General features: G+C 68.2%; 12 protein-coding genes, 1 tRNA gene and 2 pseudogenes. 7 read left to right on the forward strand and 8 right to left on the reverse strand.

Annotated elements, in window-relative coordinates; genetic code table 11:
- Window positions 1-81: 81 nt before the first annotated feature.
- Window positions 82-924 carry an RIO1 family regulatory kinase/ATPase gene (locus PO879_RS07340; protein WP_278237257.1) on the reverse strand — a complete coding sequence of 281 codons (843 nt, stop codon included), beginning with the start codon at window positions 922-924 and terminating at the stop codon, window positions 82-84.
- 171 nt (window positions 925-1,095) lie between these two features.
- On the opposite strand from PO879_RS07340, the gene PO879_RS07345 reads away from it, so the two are divergent.
- Window positions 1,096-1,845, forward strand: a complete 750-nt coding sequence (locus tag PO879_RS07345; RefSeq protein WP_278237258.1) for an MBL fold metallo-hydrolase — start codon at window positions 1,096-1,098, stop codon at window positions 1,843-1,845.
- A gap of 4 nt (window positions 1,846-1,849) precedes the next feature.
- Here the strand turns inward: PO879_RS07345 and PO879_RS07350 are convergent, their stop codons facing one another.
- From PO879_RS07350 to PO879_RS07365, 4 genes are all read right to left on the reverse strand, one after another.
- Entirely contained in the window at window positions 1,850-2,683 is an 834-nt protein-coding gene (locus PO879_RS07350) for a metal-dependent hydrolase (protein WP_278237259.1), read from the reverse strand.
- A 64-nt stretch (window positions 2,684-2,747) separates the two neighbouring features.
- A complete protein-coding gene (locus PO879_RS07355; RefSeq protein WP_278237260.1) occupies window positions 2,748-3,221 on the reverse strand; it encodes a phosphoribosyl-ATP diphosphatase in 474 nt (157 codons plus the stop codon).
- A gap of 9 nt (window positions 3,222-3,230) precedes the next feature.
- The gene (locus PO879_RS07360) at window positions 3,231-4,292 is read right to left on the reverse strand and encodes a glucose 1-dehydrogenase (protein ID WP_278237261.1); all 1,062 of its coding nucleotides are present in this window, start codon (window positions 4,290-4,292) and stop codon (window positions 3,231-3,233) included.
- Window positions 4,293-4,302: 10 nt separating this feature from the next.
- The gene (locus tag PO879_RS07365; protein WP_278237262.1) at window positions 4,303-6,138 is read right to left on the reverse strand and encodes a glycoside hydrolase family 15 protein; all 1,836 of its coding nucleotides are present in this window, start codon (window positions 6,136-6,138) and stop codon (window positions 4,303-4,305) included.
- Between the two features lie 125 nt (window positions 6,139-6,263).
- Between PO879_RS07365 and PO879_RS07370 the strand changes: the two genes are divergently transcribed.
- The 3 genes from PO879_RS07370 (at window position 6,264) to PO879_RS07380 (ending at window position 10,486) form a co-directional block, all read left to right on the forward strand.
- Window positions 6,264-6,348: transfer RNA gene (locus tag PO879_RS07370), tRNA-Leu, on the forward strand.
- Between the two features lie 903 nt (window positions 6,349-7,251).
- A complete protein-coding gene (locus tag PO879_RS07375; RefSeq protein ID WP_278237263.1) occupies window positions 7,252-8,472 on the forward strand; it encodes an SIR2 family protein in 1,221 nt (406 codons plus the stop codon).
- On the forward strand, window positions 8,465-10,486 hold the full coding sequence (locus PO879_RS07380) for an ATP-binding protein (protein WP_278237264.1): 2,022 nt from the start codon (window positions 8,465-8,467) through the stop codon (window positions 10,484-10,486). The genes PO879_RS07375 and PO879_RS07380 overlap by 8 nt, the downstream gene beginning before the upstream one ends.
- Before the next feature lie 667 nt (window positions 10,487-11,153).
- On the opposite strand, the gene PO879_RS07385 is transcribed toward PO879_RS07380, so the two are convergent.
- The 3 genes and pseudogenes from PO879_RS07385 to PO879_RS07395 all read right to left on the reverse strand — a co-directional run bounded on the left by PO879_RS07385 (window position 11,154) and on the right by PO879_RS07395 (window position 15,421).
- Complete coding sequence (locus PO879_RS07385; protein ID WP_278237481.1) at window positions 11,154-12,470, reverse strand: ISL3 family transposase; 1,317 nt, start codon at window positions 12,468-12,470, stop codon at window positions 11,154-11,156.
- A 1,040-nt stretch (window positions 12,471-13,510) separates the two neighbouring features.
- Window positions 13,511-14,659 (reverse strand): annotated as a pseudogene (locus PO879_RS07390) (IS3 family transposase).
- A gap of 105 nt (window positions 14,660-14,764) precedes the next feature.
- Window positions 14,765-15,421, reverse strand: coding sequence for a hypothetical protein (locus PO879_RS07395; protein WP_278237265.1), 657 nt, complete (start codon window positions 15,419-15,421; stop codon window positions 14,765-14,767).
- Here PO879_RS07395 and PO879_RS07400 point away from each other — a divergent pair.
- The 3 genes and pseudogenes from PO879_RS07400 to PO879_RS07410 all read left to right on the forward strand — a co-directional run bounded on the left by PO879_RS07400 (window position 15,413) and on the right by PO879_RS07410 (window position 20,603).
- Window positions 15,413-15,766 (forward strand): RHS repeat domain-containing protein, encoded by a 354-nt coding sequence (locus tag PO879_RS07400; RefSeq protein WP_278237266.1) that lies wholly within the window; start codon window positions 15,413-15,415, stop codon window positions 15,764-15,766. The two genes, PO879_RS07395 and PO879_RS07400, sit on opposite strands and share 9 nt — an antisense overlap.
- A gap of 1,979 nt (window positions 15,767-17,745) precedes the next feature.
- A pseudogene (locus tag PO879_RS07405) lies at window positions 17,746-19,014 on the forward strand (ISL3 family transposase).
- 440 nt (window positions 19,015-19,454) lie between these two features.
- The gene (locus tag PO879_RS07410) at window positions 19,455-20,603 is read left to right on the forward strand and encodes an AI-2E family transporter (RefSeq protein WP_278237267.1); all 1,149 of its coding nucleotides are present in this window, start codon (window positions 19,455-19,457) and stop codon (window positions 20,601-20,603) included.
- Window positions 20,604-20,610 lie beyond the last annotated feature (7 nt).

Below are 20,610 nucleotides of genomic sequence, written 5' to 3' on the forward strand. Positions count from 1 at the left end.
ACGGGGTGCCCGGCTCAGGTCGGCCGCCGGTCTGTCGGTCCTGGCGCCGGTGCGCTCTCTCGCGCACCGGCGCCAGTGCTGTCACCAGGCCTGGGCCAGCAGGTCGGCGAAGACCTCGTCGGCGTCGATCTCCAGGCCGCGAGCGGCGAACCACCGGCACACGGTGCGGCAGTCGCGGTGCAGCAGCTCCGGGCCGGCGGGGTTCGCGACCAGGTCGACGACCTGGGGCAGGTCGATGACGACCAGCCGGCCGTCGTCGACGAGCACGTTGTACGGCGACAGGTCGCCGTGCGCCCAGCCGAGCCGTGCCAGCACGCTCATCGCGGCGTAGAGCTGGTCGAACCAGTCGGACAGCTCCGCCGCGTCCGGCCGGCTGCGGTCCAGCCGCGGGGCGGCCACGGCGACGCCGTCGTCGTCGACGCTGCCGACGAACTCCATGAGCAGCTCGGTGCCGTCGACCTGCACCGGGTAGGGCACCGGTGCGCCGGCGTCCCACAGGGTGCCCAGGGTCGTGAACTCGGCGTCGGCCCACTGGGTGGCGCGCACGGCCCGTCCCCAGGCGGAGCGGCGGTCCTCGACCGCACGCTGGTCGCGCGTACGGCGCACCCGGCGTCCGTCGGTATAGGTGCTGTCGCGGTGGAACTGCCGGTGATCGGGCGAGCGGTAGCGCTTGGCCGCCAGGAGCGAGCTCTGCGCGGGGTCGTCGGGCACGGCGCGCTCGACGAGGAAGACGTCGGCCTCCTTGCCGGTCTTGAGCACGCCGAGCTCGGTGTCCAGGGCAGCGGCGGCCGTGACGACCCAGTCGGGTCGTGGCATCGGGCCGCGCTGGCCCTTGGTGACCGTCGTCCAGGTCGACCAGCGCTGGTCGGGTCCGGGACCGTCGTCGTCGGAGGTGGTCAGGGTCAGGGAGAGTTTCTGGGGCACGGAAGGGTCCTTCGGGTGGTGACGGCTCGAACGGTCCGATGGGTCAGGGTCATCGCTCGGCCTCCTTCCGTGCCGGCCCGCGCACGTCGCGGGTCCGTGGTCTCGCGTGCGGTGCCAGTCTGGCCCGCCCGACGCCGCGGGCGCACGGCTTTTTCGCGCTAGCGTGCCGCCATGGCCTTCCACCCCGTGGCCGACGACGTGCTGGTCCGTTCCAGCCGGCGCGACGCGACGACGTCCGTGCTGGCGCTCGGGCCCGGTCGGCGCGGGGGTCGTCGACCCGCCCTGCTCGTGGACCCGGCGTGGGACGACGACGAGCTCGCCTCGATCGCCGACGAGCTCGACGCGCGGGCGGTGGGGGTCGCCGCCGGGCTGTCGACGCACGCCCACCACGACCACCTGCTGTGGCATCCCCGGTTCGGCGACGTGCCGCGGTGGGCCTCGGTGCGGGCGGCCCGCGCCGTGCGGCAGCACCGCGGCGCCCTGGACGCCGCCCTGACGCCCGAGCACCGCGCCCCGGACGTGCGGGCGCTCTTCGCGGCCGTCCGTCCGGTCGAGGGCGATGCCGTGCCCGATCCCCACGGCGAGCTGCCGGCGACCGAGCTGGTCGTGCACGACGCGCACGCGCCGGGGCACACCGCGCTGTGGCTGCCCGAGGCCGGGGTGCTGGTGGCCGGTGACATGCTCTCCGACGTCGAGCCGCCCCTGCCGTGGGACGAGATCTCCGGTGCCACGGACCTGGCCGGCTACCGGGAGGGGCTGGAACGGCTGGCGCCGTTCGTGGCCCGGGCGGCCGTCGTCGTCCCCGGTCACGGGACGCCGTCGTGGCGCCCGCAGGAAAGGCTCGACGCCGACCGGCGCTACGTCGACGCGTTGCTCGCCGGGCGCGTCCCGGACGACCCGCGCGGAGCGGTCCCGGGCTGAGGGTTCAGCCGAGCGACCCGGCGGCGGTCGCGACGAGAGCCGTCGCGTCGTCCCAGGCGCCCACGGTGTCGAAACCCATCTGGTCCAGGACCGCCCAGGCGACGCCGACGAGGGCGTAGAGGCTGACGGGAGTCATGACGAGCCACTCGCGCCACGACCCGGCGTCGCCGAGCAGCGGCACCGAGATGTTGCCGCGCGGGCTCCACATGTCGTCGAACGGCAGCCAGCGGTGCCGCCGCACCCAGCGGGGCGACCGGAAGCGGATCGGCCAGAGCAGCGGCACACCGCGGGTGGTCAGCATGTCGCCGAGGATGTGCACCGCGCAGCCCAGCCCGACGCAGAACGGCATCCAGTACCACTCCTCGGGCGCGAACACCGCGACGAACGCCGCCAGGGAGACCGACAGGGTCCAGGTCCACCACCGTCGCTGCCCGGTCAGCTTCAGGGCCCGGACGGCGAAGGCGATGAGCACGACCGCCATGACGCCCGGTCCGATCAGCACCTGGCCGAACGTCTCGGTGCTGATCGTCAGGAAGCTCATCGCCCAGGCGACGAGCGTGAAGACGGCGATGCCGAGGATCGAGTGGGTGGCGTTGCGGTGCCCGCCGGCGACGGTCGAGACGGCCTTGGTCATCGCCTCCGACAGCGGCGGCAGGGAGTGGGAGATCGTGCCGTTGTGGTGGTCGGCGTCGGGCAGCAGCGCGGCACCCGCGCAGACGAGGGCTCCGGTCATCACGCCCACGTCGGAGACCGGGTACCAGCCGAACGCGATCGGGGTCGTGGCGGTGACCGCCACCCAGGCGGCCGCTCCCGAGGCGGCGTGGTGCCCACCCATCATGGCGCGTGTGCTCCTTCGTCCGGTGTGACCCCGGATGACCGTTTGGTCCGGGACCGGACGAACGCTACACGTCGCCGCCGACGCGGCGGAAACCTGCCGCGTCCAGCACGCCCGCCACGTCGGGCGGCCGCCACCCGGCGGGCTTGAGGACCTTGCCGTCGGCGCGGCGCACGGCCGTCCCGTCCGGGCCGAGCTTGGCCAGGTTGGAGGCGTGGATCTCGGCGAACACGGACTCGGGGATGCCGCACTCGAGCTCGAGCCCGTGCAGCACGTAGCGCAGGTCGCCCGTGGCGTCGGCGGTGGCCACGGCGTCGGCCTTCGTCGTCGAACCCTCGACGACGCGCTCCACGGCGGCTTCGACGACGGCGCGGGCTTCCGCACCGAGGATCGCCCCGGTCAGCTCGGCGAACTCCTCGGCCACCAGCCGGTACCGCAGCCGCAGCCGGTCGTCGGGCAGGTCGAGGTCCGGGGCGCCGTCGTTCACCGGGACCTCGAAGGCGGCGTGGAACTGACGGACCATCTCGCGTTCGGTCGGCATGACGCGACGCTAGCCGCGGGGTCGGCCGAGGTCGAGCACGACCTTGACGTCGTCCTGGTGCGGCTCGAACGCCTCGGTCGCCCGGTCCAGCGGCACGCGACGGGTGACGAGGCCCGCCAACCACTCGCGGTCCGCGCGGGCGAGCACCTCGGCGCCGGCGCGGTAGTGGGCCAGGTTGGCGTTCACCGAGCCCACGATGACGTCGTTCTCCAGCACGACCGAGCGGTTGGCGGCGCCGGCGTCCACGGGGACGTGCCGACCGGCCGACGACACCCCGGTCAGGACGGTGATGCCGTACGGCCTCGTCGAGGTGAACGTGTCCACGACGACGGAGGGCGCGCCGGTGCACTCGACGATGACGTCGGGCTCGATCCGGTCGGCGACCGTCGGCAGGTCCTGCTGGTGGTAGGTGGCACCCAGCGCCCGCACCAGGTCGGGCTTGGGGCCGTCGGAGACCTGGTCCAGGACGTGCACGTCCAGTCCGCGCTGGACCCCGACGAGGGCGGCGAGCAGACCGATCGGTCCGGCACCGGTGACGAGCACGCGCTGCGGGTCGAACCACGCGCGCCCGCCGATCCGGTCGACCTGGTCCCACGCCTTGGTCACGATGCTCGTCGGCTCCAGCAGCACGCCGAGGTCGCCCAGCGACGGGTCGAGACGGACGGCGTGGTCGGCGGCGACGGTCCACTGCTCGGCGGCGAAGCCGTCGACCTCCTTGATCCCGTGCTCGGTGAAGAGCCCGTTGCGGCACATGTCCCACTCGCCGTGGGCGCAGGCGCCGCACGGGACGGGGTCGGGTCGGCGCACGACGCCGACGACGAGGTCGCCGGGCTCGAACCCGCAGCCGGCCGGAGCCTCGCGGACCCGGCCGAGCGACTCGTGGCCGAGCACGAGGCGCTCGTGACCGGGCGGCGGCGCCCCGTGCTCGCCCCGCACGATCTCGTGGTCGGTGCCGCAGACGCCGACGGCGACGCCGTCGACGAGGAGCTCGTCCGCGCCGGCGGTGCGGTCGGCGACCTCGGTGACGTCCAGCGACCCGGCGCGTCCGGGGACGACGGTCAGCGCTCTCACGGTGTTCTCCTCAGGCGGTGGGGTGCTCGGGCATGCCCGTCATGTCGGTGCCGGCGCCACGGATGCCGGACAGGATGCGCGCGGAGTTCACGACGCCCAGGTGGCTGAACGCCTGGGGGACGTTGCCGAGCTGACGCCCGGAGGTGACGTCATACTCCTCCGACAGCAGCCCGAGGTCGTTGCGCAGGCCGAGCAGGCGGTCGAACAGCGCGTGCGACTCGGCGTCGCGGCCGATCGCGTGCAGGGCGTCGACGAGCCAGAAGCTGCAGATCAGGAACGTGCCCTCGCTGCCCTCCAGGCCGTCGACGTCGTCGGCGTCCTGGCGGTAGCGCAGGAGCAGGCCGTCCCGGCTGAGCTCGCGCTGGACGGCGTCGACCGTGCCGACCACCCGGTGGTCCGACCACGGTAGGAAGCCCACCCGGGGGATGAGCAGCAGGGAGGCGTCGAGTCCGCGCGACCCGTAGAACTGGGTGAAGGTGTTGCGCTCGGCGTCGTAACCGTGGGTCAGCACGTCGGTGCGGATCGACTCGCGCAGCATCCGCCACCGGTCGATCGGTCCGTCCAAGCCGTAGCGCTCGACGCCGCGGATCATCGCGGAGACGCCCGCCCAGGCCATCACCCGGGAGTGCACGAACGGGCGCTGGGGCCCGCGCACCTCCCACAGGCCGTTGTCGACGTCGTCCCAGTGGCCCTCCAGGTGGTCCAGCAGGGACCTCTGCAACCGCCACGTGTCGTCGTCCTCGGCGATGCCGTTCGACCGGGTCAGGCTGAGGCCCACCAGGGACTCGCCCCACACGTCCAGCTGGAGCTGGTCGGCGACGCCGTTGCCGACGCGCACCGGGGTGCTGCCTTCGTACCCGGGCAGCCAGTCCAGCGTCGCCTCGGGGAGGCGACGGCGGCCGTCGAGGCCGTACATGATCCGCAGGTCGGCCGGGTCTCCGGCGACGGAGCGCAGCAGCCACTCCCGCCAGGCCTTGGCCTCGTCCCGGTGCCCCGTGCTCAGCAGTGCGAGGAGGGTGAAGGCAGCGTCACGCAGCCAGCAGTAGCGGTAGTCCCAGTTGCGGGTGCCCCCGATCTGCTCGGGCAGCGAGGTCGTGGCCGCCGCGGCGATCGCCCCCGTCGGGGCGTAGGTGAGCGACTTGAGCGTGATCAGCGATCGCCGCACCGCGTCGCCCCAGCGACCCTCGTACCGAGTCTTGCCGACCCACTCCTGCCAGAACTCCAGGGTGTCGGCCAGCGCGTCCTCGGCGTCCACCGGCTCGGGCACCGGGTCGTAGGAGCGGTGGTAGCTGAGCACGAAGGCGACGCGGTCGCCGGCCGCCACCTCGAAGCGCGAGCTGATCGTCTCGCCCGACACAGCGTGGGGCACGGTCGCCGCGAGGTTCAGTGCGTCGGGACCCGCCACCGCGCAGACGGTCCCGCTGCGCTCGGTCCCCAGGATGCTCGGCGACTCGGTGACCCACGGGACCACGGCCCCGTAGTCGAACCGGGGGCGCAGGGTGCTCTCGACCGGAACGCGGCCGCTCACCCCCTCGACGATCCGGACCAGGTCGGGGGTGCGACCGCGCGGCGGCATGAGGTCCGTCACCCGGACGTGGCCGTCGGGCGTCTCCCACTCCGTCTCCAGCACCAGGGTCTCGCCGCGGTAGCGGCGCCGCGTGCACGTCCCGGCGCCGGCGGGAGCGATGCGCCACGACCCGTGCGAGTCGTCCCCGAGCAGGGCCGCGAGGCAGGCGGGGGAGTCGATGTCGGGCAGGCAGAGCCAGTCGATCGAGCCGTCGCGCCCCACGAGGGCGACCGTCTGCAGGTCGCCGATCAGGCCGTAGTCCTCGATCCGGAGCGTCATCCTCCGTCACGCTAGGGCAGGGGCGTGACCTGCGCCACGGCTGGGCGGTTTGCAGGTCAGGGCCCTCACCGTGCTATCTTTCTTACCGCGCCGGAACGAGGCAGACGCCTCGGGAAGGTCCACTCGTCCGGGTGGCGGAATGGCAGACGCGCTAGCTTGAGGTGCTAGTGCCCGTTATAGGGCGTGGGGGTTCAAGTCCCCCTCCGGACACTCGTTGAGACAGCGACGACGAAGGCCTCCTGGGTCCACAACCAGGGGGTCTTCTGTCGTATCCGGCCACTTCCTAGGCTCGGGATGCTCCCGTGGGTGTTCCCGCGGGGAGCGCTTCCTGTTCCCGTGTGTGTTCCCACGGCGCCCCCGCTGGCCGCGTTCTCCCAGGTGGGGGTGGTGCCCGGAGGGGGACGCGTGCCCCGAGGCGGATGCCTGGCGCAGATGCTCGGCACCTGGCACACCGCAGCGTCGAGCAGTCCGGTCATCGTCAACCTCGCGGATGAGCCGGGTGGTCCTTGCGGCAGCAGGTTCTCGTGACCCGGGTGCGTCGCGAAATGTCCAAGGTCTCGCTCTCGATCACCAGCGCCTGAGTGCGGCGACAAACTTCGACGGATTCCTTGGTCACCCTCTTCGGGTCGGGCGGACGCCGGCCATGCAAGGGTGTGCCACCGCGGCCGTATACGTCAGTCGTGCTTGCCGCCGTGGGCGGGTTCTCGCCCTGGCCAACGCCGAGAACCTGACACCAGTGGACACCCGGGACGACGGCCGCGTGACGATCGGGGCGTGCACACGATTGCGTCGTGGGGACTCCTCACAGGTCAGGCCCGCAAGCAACGAGCCCTACCACTAAGTCTGACGCGCGACACCCCGCCCGCCCGTTCGTCCCCGAACCGTCGGCCGCCCCCGGTAGGGTCATCTGTGCGGGGAAGCAGGTGTTGTGTCATCCTTCTCGGCTTTTCTCTGTCACATCTCAGGAGGACACAGGCATGACCACGCAGACGACCGCGCTCGTGACGGCGGGGGTGTGGCTCTGATGGCGCGCGCAGCCAAGATGGCTGCGCAGGCCAAAACCTTGGATGAGCAAGCAGAGCTCTGCGCCTCCGTCGACGGGGGAGTGTCCGCATGACCCTCGTCGCCAAGGAGTTGACGACAGAGCGTCTGCGCGATCTGGTGCAGGACGCCCATCTCTCATTCCTGTTCGGGGCCGGCGCTTCGGCTCCCATGTTCCGCTTGCTCGGCGACATCGAGAACCTGCTAACGAGCCTGGACTCCTCCGACGCCGCGGAGGATGCGAAGGCCTTCGCCCGAGGTTCCATCTACTCGGGCTTCTTCCGCAGCGTGGTACTAAAGAACAATGACCTGCTCAACCGGAGCGGGACTGAGGCGCCCCGACTCTTGGAGCGGTACGAGGCGTTCCTCCAGACGATCAACCGGCTGCTTCTGGAGCGCCGCAGTTCGCTGCTCAACAAGCAGGTCAACCTGTTCACGACGAACGTCGACCTGGCGACGGAGATCGCCGCCGAGAGCCTCCAGGTCCACCTCAACGATGGCTTCGCAGGACGGCTGCAGCCGCGCTTCAGCACGTCGAACTTTGGCTCGGTCGTCTCGCGGCGCAGCCTCCAGTACGACAACCTGTCCGAGGTTCCGGCCTTCAACCTGCTCAAGCTCCACGGCTCGGTCGGCTGGTCAGCCACAGGGGAGGAGGCGAGCCGCCCCGAGATTGGTCTCGACACCCGTCTGCGACAGGTTGCCGCGGTCGCCAAAGAACTGGACAAGGTCGACGCGATCTTGGCCGAGGTTGCCGCCGAGACGACCTTGGAGACCTTGCTCGAAGGCCCGGTTCCCCCGGACGCTGCCGCCTTGCTGTCGCCGTTCTTGGACGCGTACAGCGAGTTGGCCATCGTCAATCCGACGAAGGCGAAGTTCCAGCAGACCGTGCTGAACCAGAACTACTATGACCTGCTTCGGCTCTTCTCGAACGAGCTCGAGAAGGAGAATGGCGCTCTCTTCGTCATCGGCTTCTCATGCCGCGACGAGCACATCCGGGAACTCATGATACGCGCCGCCCGCACCAACCCGACGCTCCAGATCGTCATCTTCGCCTACGACCCGCACGCGGCCACGGAGATCGAGCGAGCCTTCGACGGCTATCCGATCACCAACAGCAACATCTGGCTGATCGCGCCGACCGCGGATGCGGAGGGCGAAGAGCCTCTGCGCTACGACCTGCCCACCGTCACATCCGAGTTCTTCGCGAAGGTCGCGCCATCCTCGTCGGCTCCCAGGCAGACGGTCGAAGTAAAGGTCTCAGTGCAAGAGCCTCTGGTCGACCTCGATGATTGACCACGAGCTGCTTACGCGCGATGCCGTCTTTCGCGTCGGCGAGGTTGTCGGCATCCAGGGCCGGACGGTTCGCATTCGCGTTGACAAGGCCAAGAACGGTGCGCACCTGATCTACCAAGGTCGGCTGCTGCGCAACGTTGGTGTCGGTGGCTTCCTCAAGATCAGCAAGGGCTTCGCCGAGCTGGTCGGCAAGGTGGATGGCGAAGAGGTTGCTGAAGCGCGCGGCGACGACATCTACCGCAGTTCCCGAGACCGAGTCGAACGAATCCTGACTGTCAGTCTCATTGGCTTCATGTCGGGCGGCCAGTTTCGCCGCGGTGTACGCGAGCTGCCGCTCGTTGGCAACGAGTGCTTCTTGCTCGACGAGCACGAGTTCGATCGCATCCATAGCTTCGTCGACCCCAAGGACCGCGCGCTCACGATCGGCCGCCTTGCGATGGAGAAGGGGCAGGACGTTCGGGTTGGCGTCAACAGCCTTTTTGCCAGCCACATCGGCATCTTCGGCAACACCGGCAGCGGCAAGTCCTACTCATTGACCAAGCTCTACCACGAACTCTTCGCGGCCTACGGCGACTCCGAAGCGTTCAACAAGCGGGCGCGAGTACTCGTCATCGACTTCAACGGCGAGTACATCAACCGGGTTGGTGCCGCTTCCGGAGAGCAGAGCAGTTCGGTACTCACCGATAACGACCTGAAGGCCGAGTTCGTGCTTTCGACTCGGACCGACACAGGCGACCGTCTTCCTCTGAGTAAGGATGCGATGGAGGACCCGGTCATCTGGACGGTGCTCCTTGACGCAACGGAGAAGACCCAAGCGCCGTTCGTGCAGCGCACGCTCCAGCGCGACTACTGGGAGTCTCGGTTGGAGACGGGCGATGATCTCGCCGCCGCAGTCGCCGGCATCGTCTACGCCGCAATTCGCAGCTCCGACCCATCGCTCGACAAGGGCCTGGTCGTTAAGTTCCTCGAGGAGGTCGAAGGCTGCATGGGCGGGGAGGCACCTGATGCCCTGGGCGACTACATTCGCGACATCCAGTCAAACCTCGGATACCACGGGCAGAACAAGTGCTTCTACTACCGTCAAGCCAACGGCACCAACATCTACGCCAATGACCCGTCGTGCGACTACAAATTCCAAGAGCTGATCTACACCCGCATCGGCGAGCTTGGCATCGATCCGAGCGCCCTGCAGAGCGTTGACCGCATCCGGTTCAAGCTCGTGCTGCAGTACTACTCCGACATCTTCAACGGCTACGCGAACCGCGAACACCTCGGCCCGCTTATCAAGCGGCTGGAGTCGCGCATGCCGCGAGTGAAGCGCCTGATCGAAGTCTCGGACGACACGCTGTTGGACAAGCCGCTGACCGTGATCTCGCTGCGCGACGTCAATGTCGAGATGCGCAAGGTCATCCCGCTCCTAATCTGCCGCCAGCTCTACGACGAGAAGAAGCGCGATGGCGATCCTTCGCGTTATCTCAACATCGTCGTCGACGAGGCGCACAACATTCTGTCGAATGTGTCGTCCCGCGAGAGCGAGGCATGGAAGGACTACCGGCTGGAGACCTTCGAGGAGATCATCAAGGAGGGTCGGAAGTTCGGCGTCTTCTTGACCATCGCGAGCCAGCGGCCGCACGACATTTCCGAGACGATCATTTCCCAGCTGCACAACTACTTCCTGCACCGCCTGGTCAACAACCTCGACATTATGGCTATCGAGCGAGCTGTAGCGTACCTGGACCGCGTGTCGTTTGAGTCCCTGCCGATCCTTCCGACAGGCTCGTGCGTCCTCTCCGGGCTGTCGACCCAGGTGCCGGTCGTCGTCGACATCGAGAAGCTGCCGGCTGAGTACGAGCCGAACAACAAGACGATGACCTTGGCAGACGGCTGGATCCCAGGCACCGACCCAGATGACGGTGGCTCGGGCGCGGCGGCGGACGACCCGACCGACCCCTCGGAGGCCTGGCAGGATTTCGCTGGCAGCGACGAGCGGACCGGCGAGGAGCCTCCGTTCTGATGAGCACCGAGCGCGTGTCTTTCACCTGGGCCGGCAGGTCATTTGACCTGACAGCTGACGACGTATGACGTCGGCTGCAACAGCACTATCCCGAGTCGGTCGATCAGTACTGGGTCGACATCGCCGGCGTCCGCTGGCCGGTCAAGCAGGTCTTGGCGCTCGCGAAGAGGTTGGCGCGCACGAGTTCCCAATCTCAGAACAGCCGACGTCTGTTGGCAGAGCTGGGTTCACCGTCGGCACGGGATCGAAGGCGGGTCAGCCAGGCACTCGTCGCCCGGCGGCATCGCGGTCGGCGAGTGTCGACGTAGCCGACCTCCCGAACTTCGAGACGCTGACCGTGTCGGTTGCCCTGACCTGGCGCCAAGCGGGGGCCGTCATGCTCGACAACCAGGGCCTCCCACTGTTTCCGCGGCTGCGTCGGAACCGGGTTGGTACTGCTACGACCTAGGCCCGGACGAAGGCGGCACGCCCACCTGAACCGCCTGTGAGTCTTCGGGTGAATCGGCCTGGGTTCCGTTGCTATCGAAGTTCTGAGCCGGCGAGGTGTTCCCGTCGGGAACGGTGGCGTACCACTGAGAGCCTTCGGAAAGCCGGTGAGCACGGGGCCGATGCAGGTCAGCGGCTGTTCCTGCTGGTCAAGGGGATATCGGGGCGGGTTTCAAGTGGCTCAACGCAGACGAGGGTGTAGCAGCGGCCTGAAGCCGCCAGCCTCGAGCAATGATCGGGCGATGTAGTGGGTCAGGTTGCGGAAGCCGAGGGCGGAGCCGCGCAGGTGCTCGAGCCGGCCGTTGATCGCCTCCGTCGGTCCGTTGCTGGTGCCGGGCAGGTCGAAGAACGCCAGCACGTCGGCGGCGCGCTTCGTCAGGGTGCGGCCGAGGGTGATCAGCTCGGTGAGAACGGCCGGGACGCCGCGAGTCAGGGAGTCGATCACGGCTGTCATCAGTGCTCGTCCCTGTGCCCGGTCGGGGTGACGGTAGGCGGTGATCATGCGCTGGTAGATGCCCCAGGTCGCCTCGACCTCGACGTGCTCCTCGGCGGCGAACAGCGCCTCGATCCTGGCGGCCTGCTTGTCGGTGAGCAGGTCGGCGCCGGTATGCAGAGTCCGTCGAGCACGGTAGAGCGGATCCTTCGCGCGGCCGCGGTGGCCGTGCAGGTCTTGCTGGACTCGGCGGCGGCAGCGGTCCAGCGCGTCGCCGGCGAGGCGGACCACGTGGAAGGGGTCCATGACTGCGACGGCGTCGGGCAGTTCCTCGGCAGCAGCGGTCTTGAAGCCGGTGAACCCGTCCATCGCGACGACCTCGACGCCATTACGCCAGGTCTTCGGCCGGGCGGCGAGCCAGGTCTTGAACGCGCTCTTGGATCGGCCCTCGACGATGTCGAGCAGACGGGCGGGTCCGGTGCCGTCGCGGATCGGGGTCAGGTCGATCACCACGGTCACGTACTTCTCGCCGCGGCGGGTGTGCCGCCACACGTGTTCATCCACCCCGATCGTGGTGACGCCGTCGAACCGGGTCAGATCGTCGATCAGCACCCGTCGGCCCTCCGCGAGTACGCCGTCGTTCGCGGTGTGCCACGCCACCGCGAGAGCCTCGGCCACCCGCGCCACTGTCAGGTGCTGAACGACCAGGCCGACCAGCGCCCAGCGCACCGCTGCGCGCGAGAGCTTCGCCCGCGGCTCCGCAGCCGCCGTGGTGTCCTGGCGCCACACCCGCCGGCAGCCCTCGCAGCGGTAGCGACGCACCCGGACCAGCAGAGTCGTCGGCCGCCACCCGAACGGCTCGTGCGCCAGCCACCGGATCACGGTCCCTCGCGGCGTGCCCTCGGCGCCGCACCCTCGGCAGAACGCGTCGTCATCGCGCGCGACGACGCGGCACTCCAGCACCGCCCGGCCCGGCTCCAGTCGCTGTCCGACCACGACGAGGCCGAGCTCGTCCAGCCGCGCGAAGGGCGTCAGATCAGGAGGATCGAAGGTAGCGTCAGGCACGTCGAGGTCTTCCGGATGGGCAGTGTGAGAACTTCCATCCTGGGGGACCTCGACCCATCCCCCGGCCAGCTCAGCCAACTACCGCTACACCCTCGTCTGCGTTGAGCCTTTCAAGTCCCCCTCCGGACACTCGTTTGAGACAGCGACGTCGAAGGCCCCCGGTTCCACGACCGGGGGCCTTCGACGTTCTGGCCTGCGAAGAGACCCTCCCAGCGGACACACGTTCTGACCGCTTGGCCGTTCGCACACCGGGTCGGAGATGTCCCGAGGTGTTCCCGCGGGGCACGTTGTTCGTTCCCGTGGGCGTTCCCATGGGTTTTCGCCGTGACCCCGGCGGGCGGCGTTCCTGCTGGTTGGAGTGGTGTCCGGAGGGGGACTGGTGCCCCGAGGGTCGGATCTCGTTGGAGCTGATGCTCGCAGCCGGCTTCAGCATCGGTGAGCACGCGGTCTTCGGGGCGCCCTCATGTGCTCTGCACGGTCATTGAGGAGCAGACTTCTGCAGCCCGATGCGCCGCGACCATCTGCAGCGCCTGGGAGCGGCGACGAAGCCTGACGAACTCGTTCCTGTCGACGGGCGGTACCAGGATCCGCGAGGGCGGCTGAGTCGAATGCTGGTGGGCAACGGCTACGAGGCGGCAGGCCCTGTCGAGAAATCCGCGCCGTCCAGCACCACTGCGAGCATGACGACGAGGACCCCGACCCCGCTTCCTTCCGTGCCGGCGATGACCGCGATCGGTCCACGCCGTCGTCAGGCTGTGTGGCCTGAGGGGACGTGGCCCGACGGCGTGATGGGGTCAAGGCGGGCCGTCGCCCTTGAGGGGGGCGTTCCAGGACGCCCGCCCAGCCAGGTGACTTTGCAGGTGGACCTGGCTCGACCAAGCCGGATCCGGCGACGCTCGTCGGCTCCGAGACCACGGTGCTGCAGCACCGGGACGATCCATGACATGACCAGACGGTGAACGGAGCCCGTCCTGAATCGCCCTGGGTTTGTTGGAGGCTCGTGGTGTGCCCCGGCTTCCGTGGAGTCGGGTTGCTGGAATCTAGGCCACGGTGATCGTTGCTGTGTTCTCGAACTCTACGGGTGTCAGCCAGCCGAGGGCGGAGTGCCGACGTTGGCGGTTGTGGAAGATCTCGAGGTACTCGAAGATCGCGTTCGCCAGTTCCAGGCGGGTGCGCCATCGACGTCGGTCCAGGAGCTCGACCTGCATGCGGGACCAGAAGCTCTCGATGACGGCGTTGTCGTAGCAGTCGCCGATTGATCCCATCGAGGGCACCAGGCCGGACTCCTTGGCCCGGGTGGTGAAGGCCCAGGATCCGAACTGGACTCCGTGATCGGAGTGGATGATCGTCCCGGCCGGTGGCCGGCGGTTCTCGATGGCCATGCCGAGTGCGTTGGTTACCAGGGCCGCGGTGGGCGAGGAATCGATCGACCACCCGACTACCCGCCGGGAGCACACGTCGAGCACGACGGTGCAGTACACCTTGCCCTCCCGGGTCGGGTGCACGGCGGGCGTCGGTGACCCACAGCTCGTTCACGCCATCGCGGGCGAACTGCCGATCGACGAGGTCGCTCGAGATCAGGTCCGGGCGGGCGCGACGCCACTTCGGTCGCCCACCGACGCCCTTGAGGCCAGCACGCGCCATGAGCATCTCCACGGTGCCGTGCCACACCTGGACGCCGTGGCCCTTGGTCAGCTCGGCATGCACCCGCCGGGCGCCGTAGACGCCCCGAGACGCGGTGTGGATGGTGCGGATGGTCTCGGTCAGCAGGGCGTGCCGCATGTGGCGGGCCGAAGGTGCCCGGACCCGCGAGGCGTAGTAGCCGGACTCCGAGCAGCGCAGCACCCGCGCCGCGGGCTGGACCGGCAGCCCCTCGCCGGCCATCACCGCGATTGCCTCGAACCGCCTTTTGGGGGCACCACCTTGCCCAGCAGCTCGCTCGCACGCCGGTGGATCGCCAGCTCGGTCTCCAGTTCGGCGATCCGCTTCCTGGCCGCGGTCAACTCGGCCTTCTCCGTACTGGTCAGGCCCGGCTCGAGGCCCTTGTCGATGCGGTCCTGGCGCCGCCAGACATAGATCGTCTGCTCGCTGATCTCCAGATCGCGTGCCACGTCCGCGACCTTGCGGCCCGACTCGAGCAGGTCCAACACCTTGCGCCGGAACTCCGGCGGGTACCCACGACGTCCCACGAGGCCCCTCCTACAGGGTCAGGTGGCACAAGAATCCAGTAATCCGACTCCACCGAACGCGGGACACACCACCTCCATCAGACCCAGGGCGATTCACCCCGATCGTCAACCAAACCGGGGGCAGACCCCGTCGGTCAACAGCCCGATCTGGATCAGCGGCTCGACCCTGCGTTCCTTGGAGAACCCCGGGATGCGGAACTCGTCCTCGGTGCCGGTCTCGAACCACAGGTTCGTGACGTCGAACATGACCAAGCTCGCCGGCCCCAACCGTGCGGCCCGCGCGCACGCCGCGGCGAGCGAGTCGCGGAACCCCTCGGCGGAGTACAGGCGCAGGCGCCTGGCCACGGTCCGATGCGAGGCATGCGGCACGCCGATCTCGGGCAGCACCCGCTCGATCGCGGCCCGCTTGGACGTCGGCTCGATGATCCGCGCCAGGACAAGGTCACGGAACACGTCGTCGTCGGCGGCCTCGTCGAACCCGAGCGCCCGGAACGCCGTATCGAGCGCGTCCCACAGCACCTGCATCTGCGAGCCGACCTCCTCCAACGGCTCACCCGCCCGGCGCTCCTCGCTCAGCCCGAGCTCGAGAGCGCCCTGGCCGGCGTTGATGCGTTCACGCGCCTCGACCAGGAGCAGCTCGACCTCCTCGTCCGTGCGCCCCGAACCGACGTACTCGATCTTCCGCTTGCCGCCGACCTTGCCCCACGAGATCTGCACCTGACGGGTCCCGTTCGCCCGCTTCAGCACCCGTGGATGAGCCATCCCACCAGCCTATGGTGCCCCGTGGTGTCCCCTCCGACGCCGAGCACCACGCATCCGCCCAGGTCACAGCCCTACACCACGACCGACCCCATCAACATGGCAGAAGTCGGGTATGGCAGTCTGGGTAACGTGGTCACGTCTACCGATGCGCGCGGTCAGACGGTGGCGTACACCTATGACCGGCTGGGGCGTCGGACGGCGTTGCGCGATGACAGTCCGAGTGGTGTGTTGCGTGCGCAGTGGTCCTACGACACGGTGGCCAAGGGGCAGTTGACGTCGTCGGTGCGGTTCGAGGACGGCGAGGCTTACACTACGACGGTGATCGGGTACTGCGCCCTGTTATAGAAGCTTCGGTTGCGGCCCGGCAATTTCTGGTCGGAAAGCGTTCTGGAGGACCGTTCGAATTAGGTGACACCAATGGGTATCTTCCTTGTAGGAGCAGGCTCAGTGGCATGGTGGAGCTTGTATGTTTCGGATGTAAAGCACGATCGGGAGTACGAGGAGGGCCTCGGTGCTGCGCATTTGGCTATTAACCCTCGTCGCGGGCGCGAACTTGTGCGCTACCTTTCCCTTGCGTGCATCATTCTAGGGTGGTGGATTGTTGGCAGGTAGGAGGCGTCGCAGCAATTCTGGCTGGCGCCCTAGCCGTCGTGATCTCGTCCTTTGTTTAGGAGTGCCGGGGTGTCCCTGATCGTTCGCTCCGAGAAGAGAGTAGCGTTCCGCCCGGTTCTCGCTGGATTCTTGGTTTCTACCAGTATCGCGGCATTCATCGTCGTCGTTGGCGATGGGCGCGAAGCAGTTCTTGCCGCACTGTTTGTGTTCATGGTTGGACTCTTGCTCTCGTGTGTTCGAGCAATGATCTGGATTGCGGTGGCCGGTACAACGCGAGTTGTTCAACGTGGCGGCAGTGTGTTCATATCGCGATGGCCGCGGAGTGAACTGAGTATTCCATGCAGTGAACTGATCGCATTGTATGTTTCGGGCGGAGATCGGTTCCCTGAGTGGTCTCGCTGGGCTACGCATTCTCAAATTCGGATCGAGTCGAAGTCGGCATCGTTTCGCCTGAATGGTCCTAGAATCCTGGTGCCGCCAGGAAAGGAGGAGCGAACCAACGAAATTTTAGGATCTCGACTCGGTGTACGATCCCGGCCGTGACGCTGAGGTTGCGCCACAGGGCGGGGACGTGGTCTCGACGTACAGTCAGCCGGGTGCGGGTCAGGCTCGTCCGCATGCCACCACGCAGGTGGTCGCGAGCGACGATGGCGGGCCGTCAACGCAGCCACTGGGCTTACAGGTTTGGGGATGTCGGCAGTTACGGTGCGAGATTCCTTTATGGCCTACGGAGGGTAAGCGTGCCGCACTCCTGACTCATTATGTAAAGAGAAGGATGTTGAATGGCGGATCGACGGAGAGTCTATCGCATCTCGCGTGCGGGGCGCTTCTGGTGTAGGTTCTTTGTGGTGCTCTTCGGGGGGCTTACATTCCTGGTGATTGCGCTAGATGGAAGCCTAGATCGATGGATCTTTGCTGCCGTGTTTTGGGCGACTTGGTGGTTTTACGTGCTCCTTGGCGGCGGGAGAATTGAAGCGAGGGCGACGGAATTATACTCGCGCAACCTGATCTATGACTACAACATTCCATGGGAGGCTGTCGACAAGTTTGTGGCCTCTGATCGAGTGGAGGTAGTCCTCGTTGGCGGAAGAGCCATCAGACTGTGGGCGGTTCAGCGTGCGAACACCTCGTCGATGCTGAGTCGCGAGTCAAGAGTCGACCTCGTCGTCCGGGATCTTAACGTACAACTTGGTCAGCTCGGGGGCGCCACCAATGGGCAAAATAGTGCCCAAAAGCAAATTCGTAGACTGTCTCTGGTCGAGGTGAGCGCTCTTTTTGTGGCGTTTCCAGGCATAGTGGCTTGTGGTCTCGCTGTCGCGAGTTTCTCTGGCTAGTTCTTGCTCCTCGGATCATGAGGGCAGTCAGGCTATTCGTTCGCCTAACACTATCGGAAAGCCTGCATTTGGCGCTTCTCGTGTAGCGGCTACACTTGGGGCCCACTATCGCATAATTGTTCAATTCGGGCCAGCCGATTGTCGTGCTTCGTCAGGAGACGATGGTGTCAACGGCGGTACCAGTCGATAAGAGGCTCTTCGCGGATGAGGGGGGTGCCTCGGTGACACGCCGGGCGCCGGTGGTGATGGCTGGGTAAGGGTCGAGGCCTCCAGGATCGGGAGCGACCAAGCATCCTGTTCCAGAGAGGCCTCGACGTGTCCGAGCCTACGGCCTGTCGGTCGTCCTGCCCTGATCCGGCATCTGCTGATCCGTATTGCGTGCGCTGCGATCTCCTGGTGGGGCTCGAGTCGTTGCACGTGATCGACGTCGACCGTGACGACGACGGGCTCGTCGTGGCGGTCGAGTCGGCGCCCGCGGTGATGGGCTGCCCGGCGTGCGGAGTGGTCGCCGCCTCCAAGGGGCGCCGGGTGGTCGAGCTGGTCGATGTCCCGGCGTTCGGCCGCCCGGTCCGGCTGCGGTGGCGCAAGCGGCGCTGGGTCTGCCCGGACCCGGGCTGTGAGGTCGTCTCGTTCACCGAGCAGAGCCCAGGGGTCGCCGCACCGCGGGCCGTTCTGACCGGTCGGGCGATCGCCTGGGCGATCGCCCAGCTGCGGGCCGAGAACGCCTCGGTCGCGGGCCTGGCACGTCAGCTCGGCGTCTCGTGGGCGACGGTGTGGACCGCGGTCCTTGCCGTGCTCGTCGATGCTGCCGGCGACGAGTCCCGGTTCGACGGTGTCACCACCCTGGGAGTGGACGAGCACGTGTGGCACCACGTCAGCCCGAGGCAGCGAGGTCCCAAGGAGCTGACCGGGATGGTCGACCTGACCCGCGACGACCGGGGCCGCACCCGCGCCCGGCTGCTGGACCTGGTGCCCGGCCGCTCCGGCACCGTCTACCGGGCCTGGCTGGACGCCCGCGGCAAGGACTTCCGTGACCGGGTCCAGATCGCGACGCTCGACCCGTTCCACGGCTACAAGAACGCGATCGACGACCAGCTCGACGACGCCGTCGCGGTGCTGGACGCGTTCCACGTGGTCAAGCTCGCCGGCCAGGCCATCGACGAGGTCCGCCGCCGAGTCCAGCAGGCCACCCTCGGCCACCGCGGCCGGGCCGGCGACCCGCTCTACGGGATCCGCAACATCCTGCGCGCCGCCCCGGAACGACTCACCGAACGGCAGGTCAACAGACTGAACCGTGCGATCGCTGCCGACGACGCCCACGACGAAGTCCTCGTCGCCTGGCAGGCCGCCCAGCAGATCCGCACCGCCTACCGCCTCAAGGACCTGACCCAAGGGCGACGTCTGGCCGAACGCGTCCTGGCCTCCCTGCCGTCGTGCCCGATCCCCGAGATCGCCCGCCTCGGCCGCACCCTGCGCAAGTGGCGCACCGCGTTCCTGGCCTAATTCACCACCGACCGCTCCTCGAACGGCGGCACCGAAGCAGTGAACGGCCTCATCGAGCTCGCACGCCGCATCGCCCGCGGCTTCCGCAACCGCGACAACTACCGCCTCCGCATGCTCCTCGTCGCCGGCGGACTCACCCCGTGACCCCCCTCAACTGCGAAGAGCCCGATAAGAGGGCTGAGTCGCGAGTGTATTGCCTCGTCCCGGACGTGCGTCGGCGAGCTTTCCGACGCACGTGTTCCCGCCGGGAACAGTTGCAGACCATTGAGAGCCCAATAAGGGGCTTCGGCTACCGGTTCCGTGCAGGTCAGCGACTGTTCCGGCTGGTCAAGGCTACGTCGAAGTGGGTTTCAAGTCCCCCTCCGGACACTCGTTTGAGACAGCGACGTCGAAGGCCCCCGGTTCCACGACCGGGGGCCTTCGACGTTCTCGGGGTGACGTCGTGGTCCGGTCGGGTGCCGGTTGGTTCGCTCCTGGCGTGAGCCCCCCGTGACCGGCCAGTCGATCCACGTCGACGGCGGGTTCTCCGTGCACTGAGCCCGACGGCGCAGCAGACTGGTCACGACCCAGGTGGAAGGAGCGTCGTGGCCGAGGCGAGGGAGAACGTCCCGCAGTGGCTGCGCAGCGCGGCCGGGTGGTCGTGGCGGCTGGTCGCCCTGGTCGTGGCGGTGTCGCTGGTCGTGTACGCCACCGCCCAGGTGCAGTTCGTCTTCTTCGCGATCTTCCTGGCGCTGGTGCTCACCTCGGTCTTCCGGCCGCTGGCGGACCTGTACGACCGGGTGATGCCCCGCGCGCTGGCCACGACGCTCGCGCTGCTGACCGGCGTCGTCCTCTTCGGCGGGCTGATGGCCTACGTCGTGGCGTCCGTCGCCGGGCAGTGGACCGAGCTCGGCGGACAGTTCGAGACCGGCGTGCAGCAGATCCTCGACTTCCTGGAGACGGGGCTCTTCGGCCTGTCGATCAGCGCGGGCCAGCTCCAGGAGTGGCTGGACTCCGGTCAGCAGTGGGTCGCGGACAACGCCGAGAACCTCGTCGGTCAGGCGGCCGAGAGCGCCGGGTCCGTCATCGAGGGCTTCATGGTCGCGGCGCTCGCGATCTTCCTCACCGTCTTCTTCGTGCACTCGGGCGACCGCATGTGGCACTGGTTCCTGCACCAGGTGCCCTCCGCGCACCGCACCCGCTGGGTGGAGGCCGCCGGGGCCGGGTGGTACACCTTCTCCGGCTTCGCCCGCGGCACCGTCATCATCGCCTTCATCGACGGGATCCTGGCCTTCGTGCTGCTGATGATCCTCGGCGTGCCGCTCGCGGCGCCGCTGGCGGTCCTGGTGTTCATCGGCGCCTTCATCCCGCTCATCGGCGCGCCGCTGGCGATGATCATCGCCGCCGTCGTCGCCCTCGCGGCGGAGGGCTTCATCACCGCCCTCATCGTCACCCTCGGCATCGCCGCCATCGGCCAGCTCGAGGGGCACGTGCTGCAGCCGCTCATCATGGGCAAGCAGGTGTCCCTGCACCCGGTCGTGGTCGCCGTGGTCGTGCTGGCGGGCACCGTGCTGGCCGGTCTCCTGGGTGCGGTGGTGGCCGTCCCGCTCGTGGCCGTGGCCTGGACCGTGTTCTCCACCCTGCGCGGCGACAGACCCGTCCCCGTCCCGTCCGGGGCGCTGGCCACCCCGGACCCGGCCGACGACGACAGCGCCGGCACCGCCCCCGGGGCGGACGGCGCGGAAAGGGCCTGACCTGGCC

The sequence above is a fragment of the Isoptericola sp. AK164 genome (assembly GCF_029643425.1).
GTDB classification, from domain to species: Bacteria; Actinomycetota; Actinomycetes; order Actinomycetales; family Cellulomonadaceae; genus Isoptericola; species Isoptericola haloaureus.

Excerpts from the sequence above, each read along its gene's own strand:
- PO879_RS07380 (WP_278237264.1), top strand. The coding sequence starts at position 8,465 with ATGATTGACCACGAGCTGCTTACGCGCGATGCCGTCTTTCGCGTCGGC.
- PO879_RS07375 (WP_278237263.1), top strand. The coding sequence starts at position 7,252 with ATGACCCTCGTCGCCAAGGAGTTGACGACAGAGCGTCTGCGCGATCTG.
- PO879_RS07350 (WP_278237259.1), bottom strand. The coding sequence starts at position 2,683 with ATGATGGGTGGGCACCACGCCGCCTCGGGAGCGGCCGCCTGGGTGGCG.
- PO879_RS07365 (WP_278237262.1), bottom strand. The coding sequence starts at position 6,138 with ATGACGCTCCGGATCGAGGACTACGGCCTGATCGGCGACCTGCAGACG.
- PO879_RS07395 (WP_278237265.1), bottom strand. The coding sequence starts at position 15,421 with ATGGCTCATCCACGGGTGCTGAAGCGGGCGAACGGGACCCGTCAGGTG.
- PO879_RS07400 (WP_278237266.1), top strand. The coding sequence starts at position 15,413 with ATGAGCCATCCCACCAGCCTATGGTGCCCCGTGGTGTCCCCTCCGACG.
- PO879_RS07345 (WP_278237258.1), top strand. The coding sequence starts at position 1,096 with ATGGCCTTCCACCCCGTGGCCGACGACGTGCTGGTCCGTTCCAGCCGG.
- PO879_RS07355 (WP_278237260.1), bottom strand. The coding sequence starts at position 3,221 with ATGCCGACCGAACGCGAGATGGTCCGTCAGTTCCACGCCGCCTTCGAG.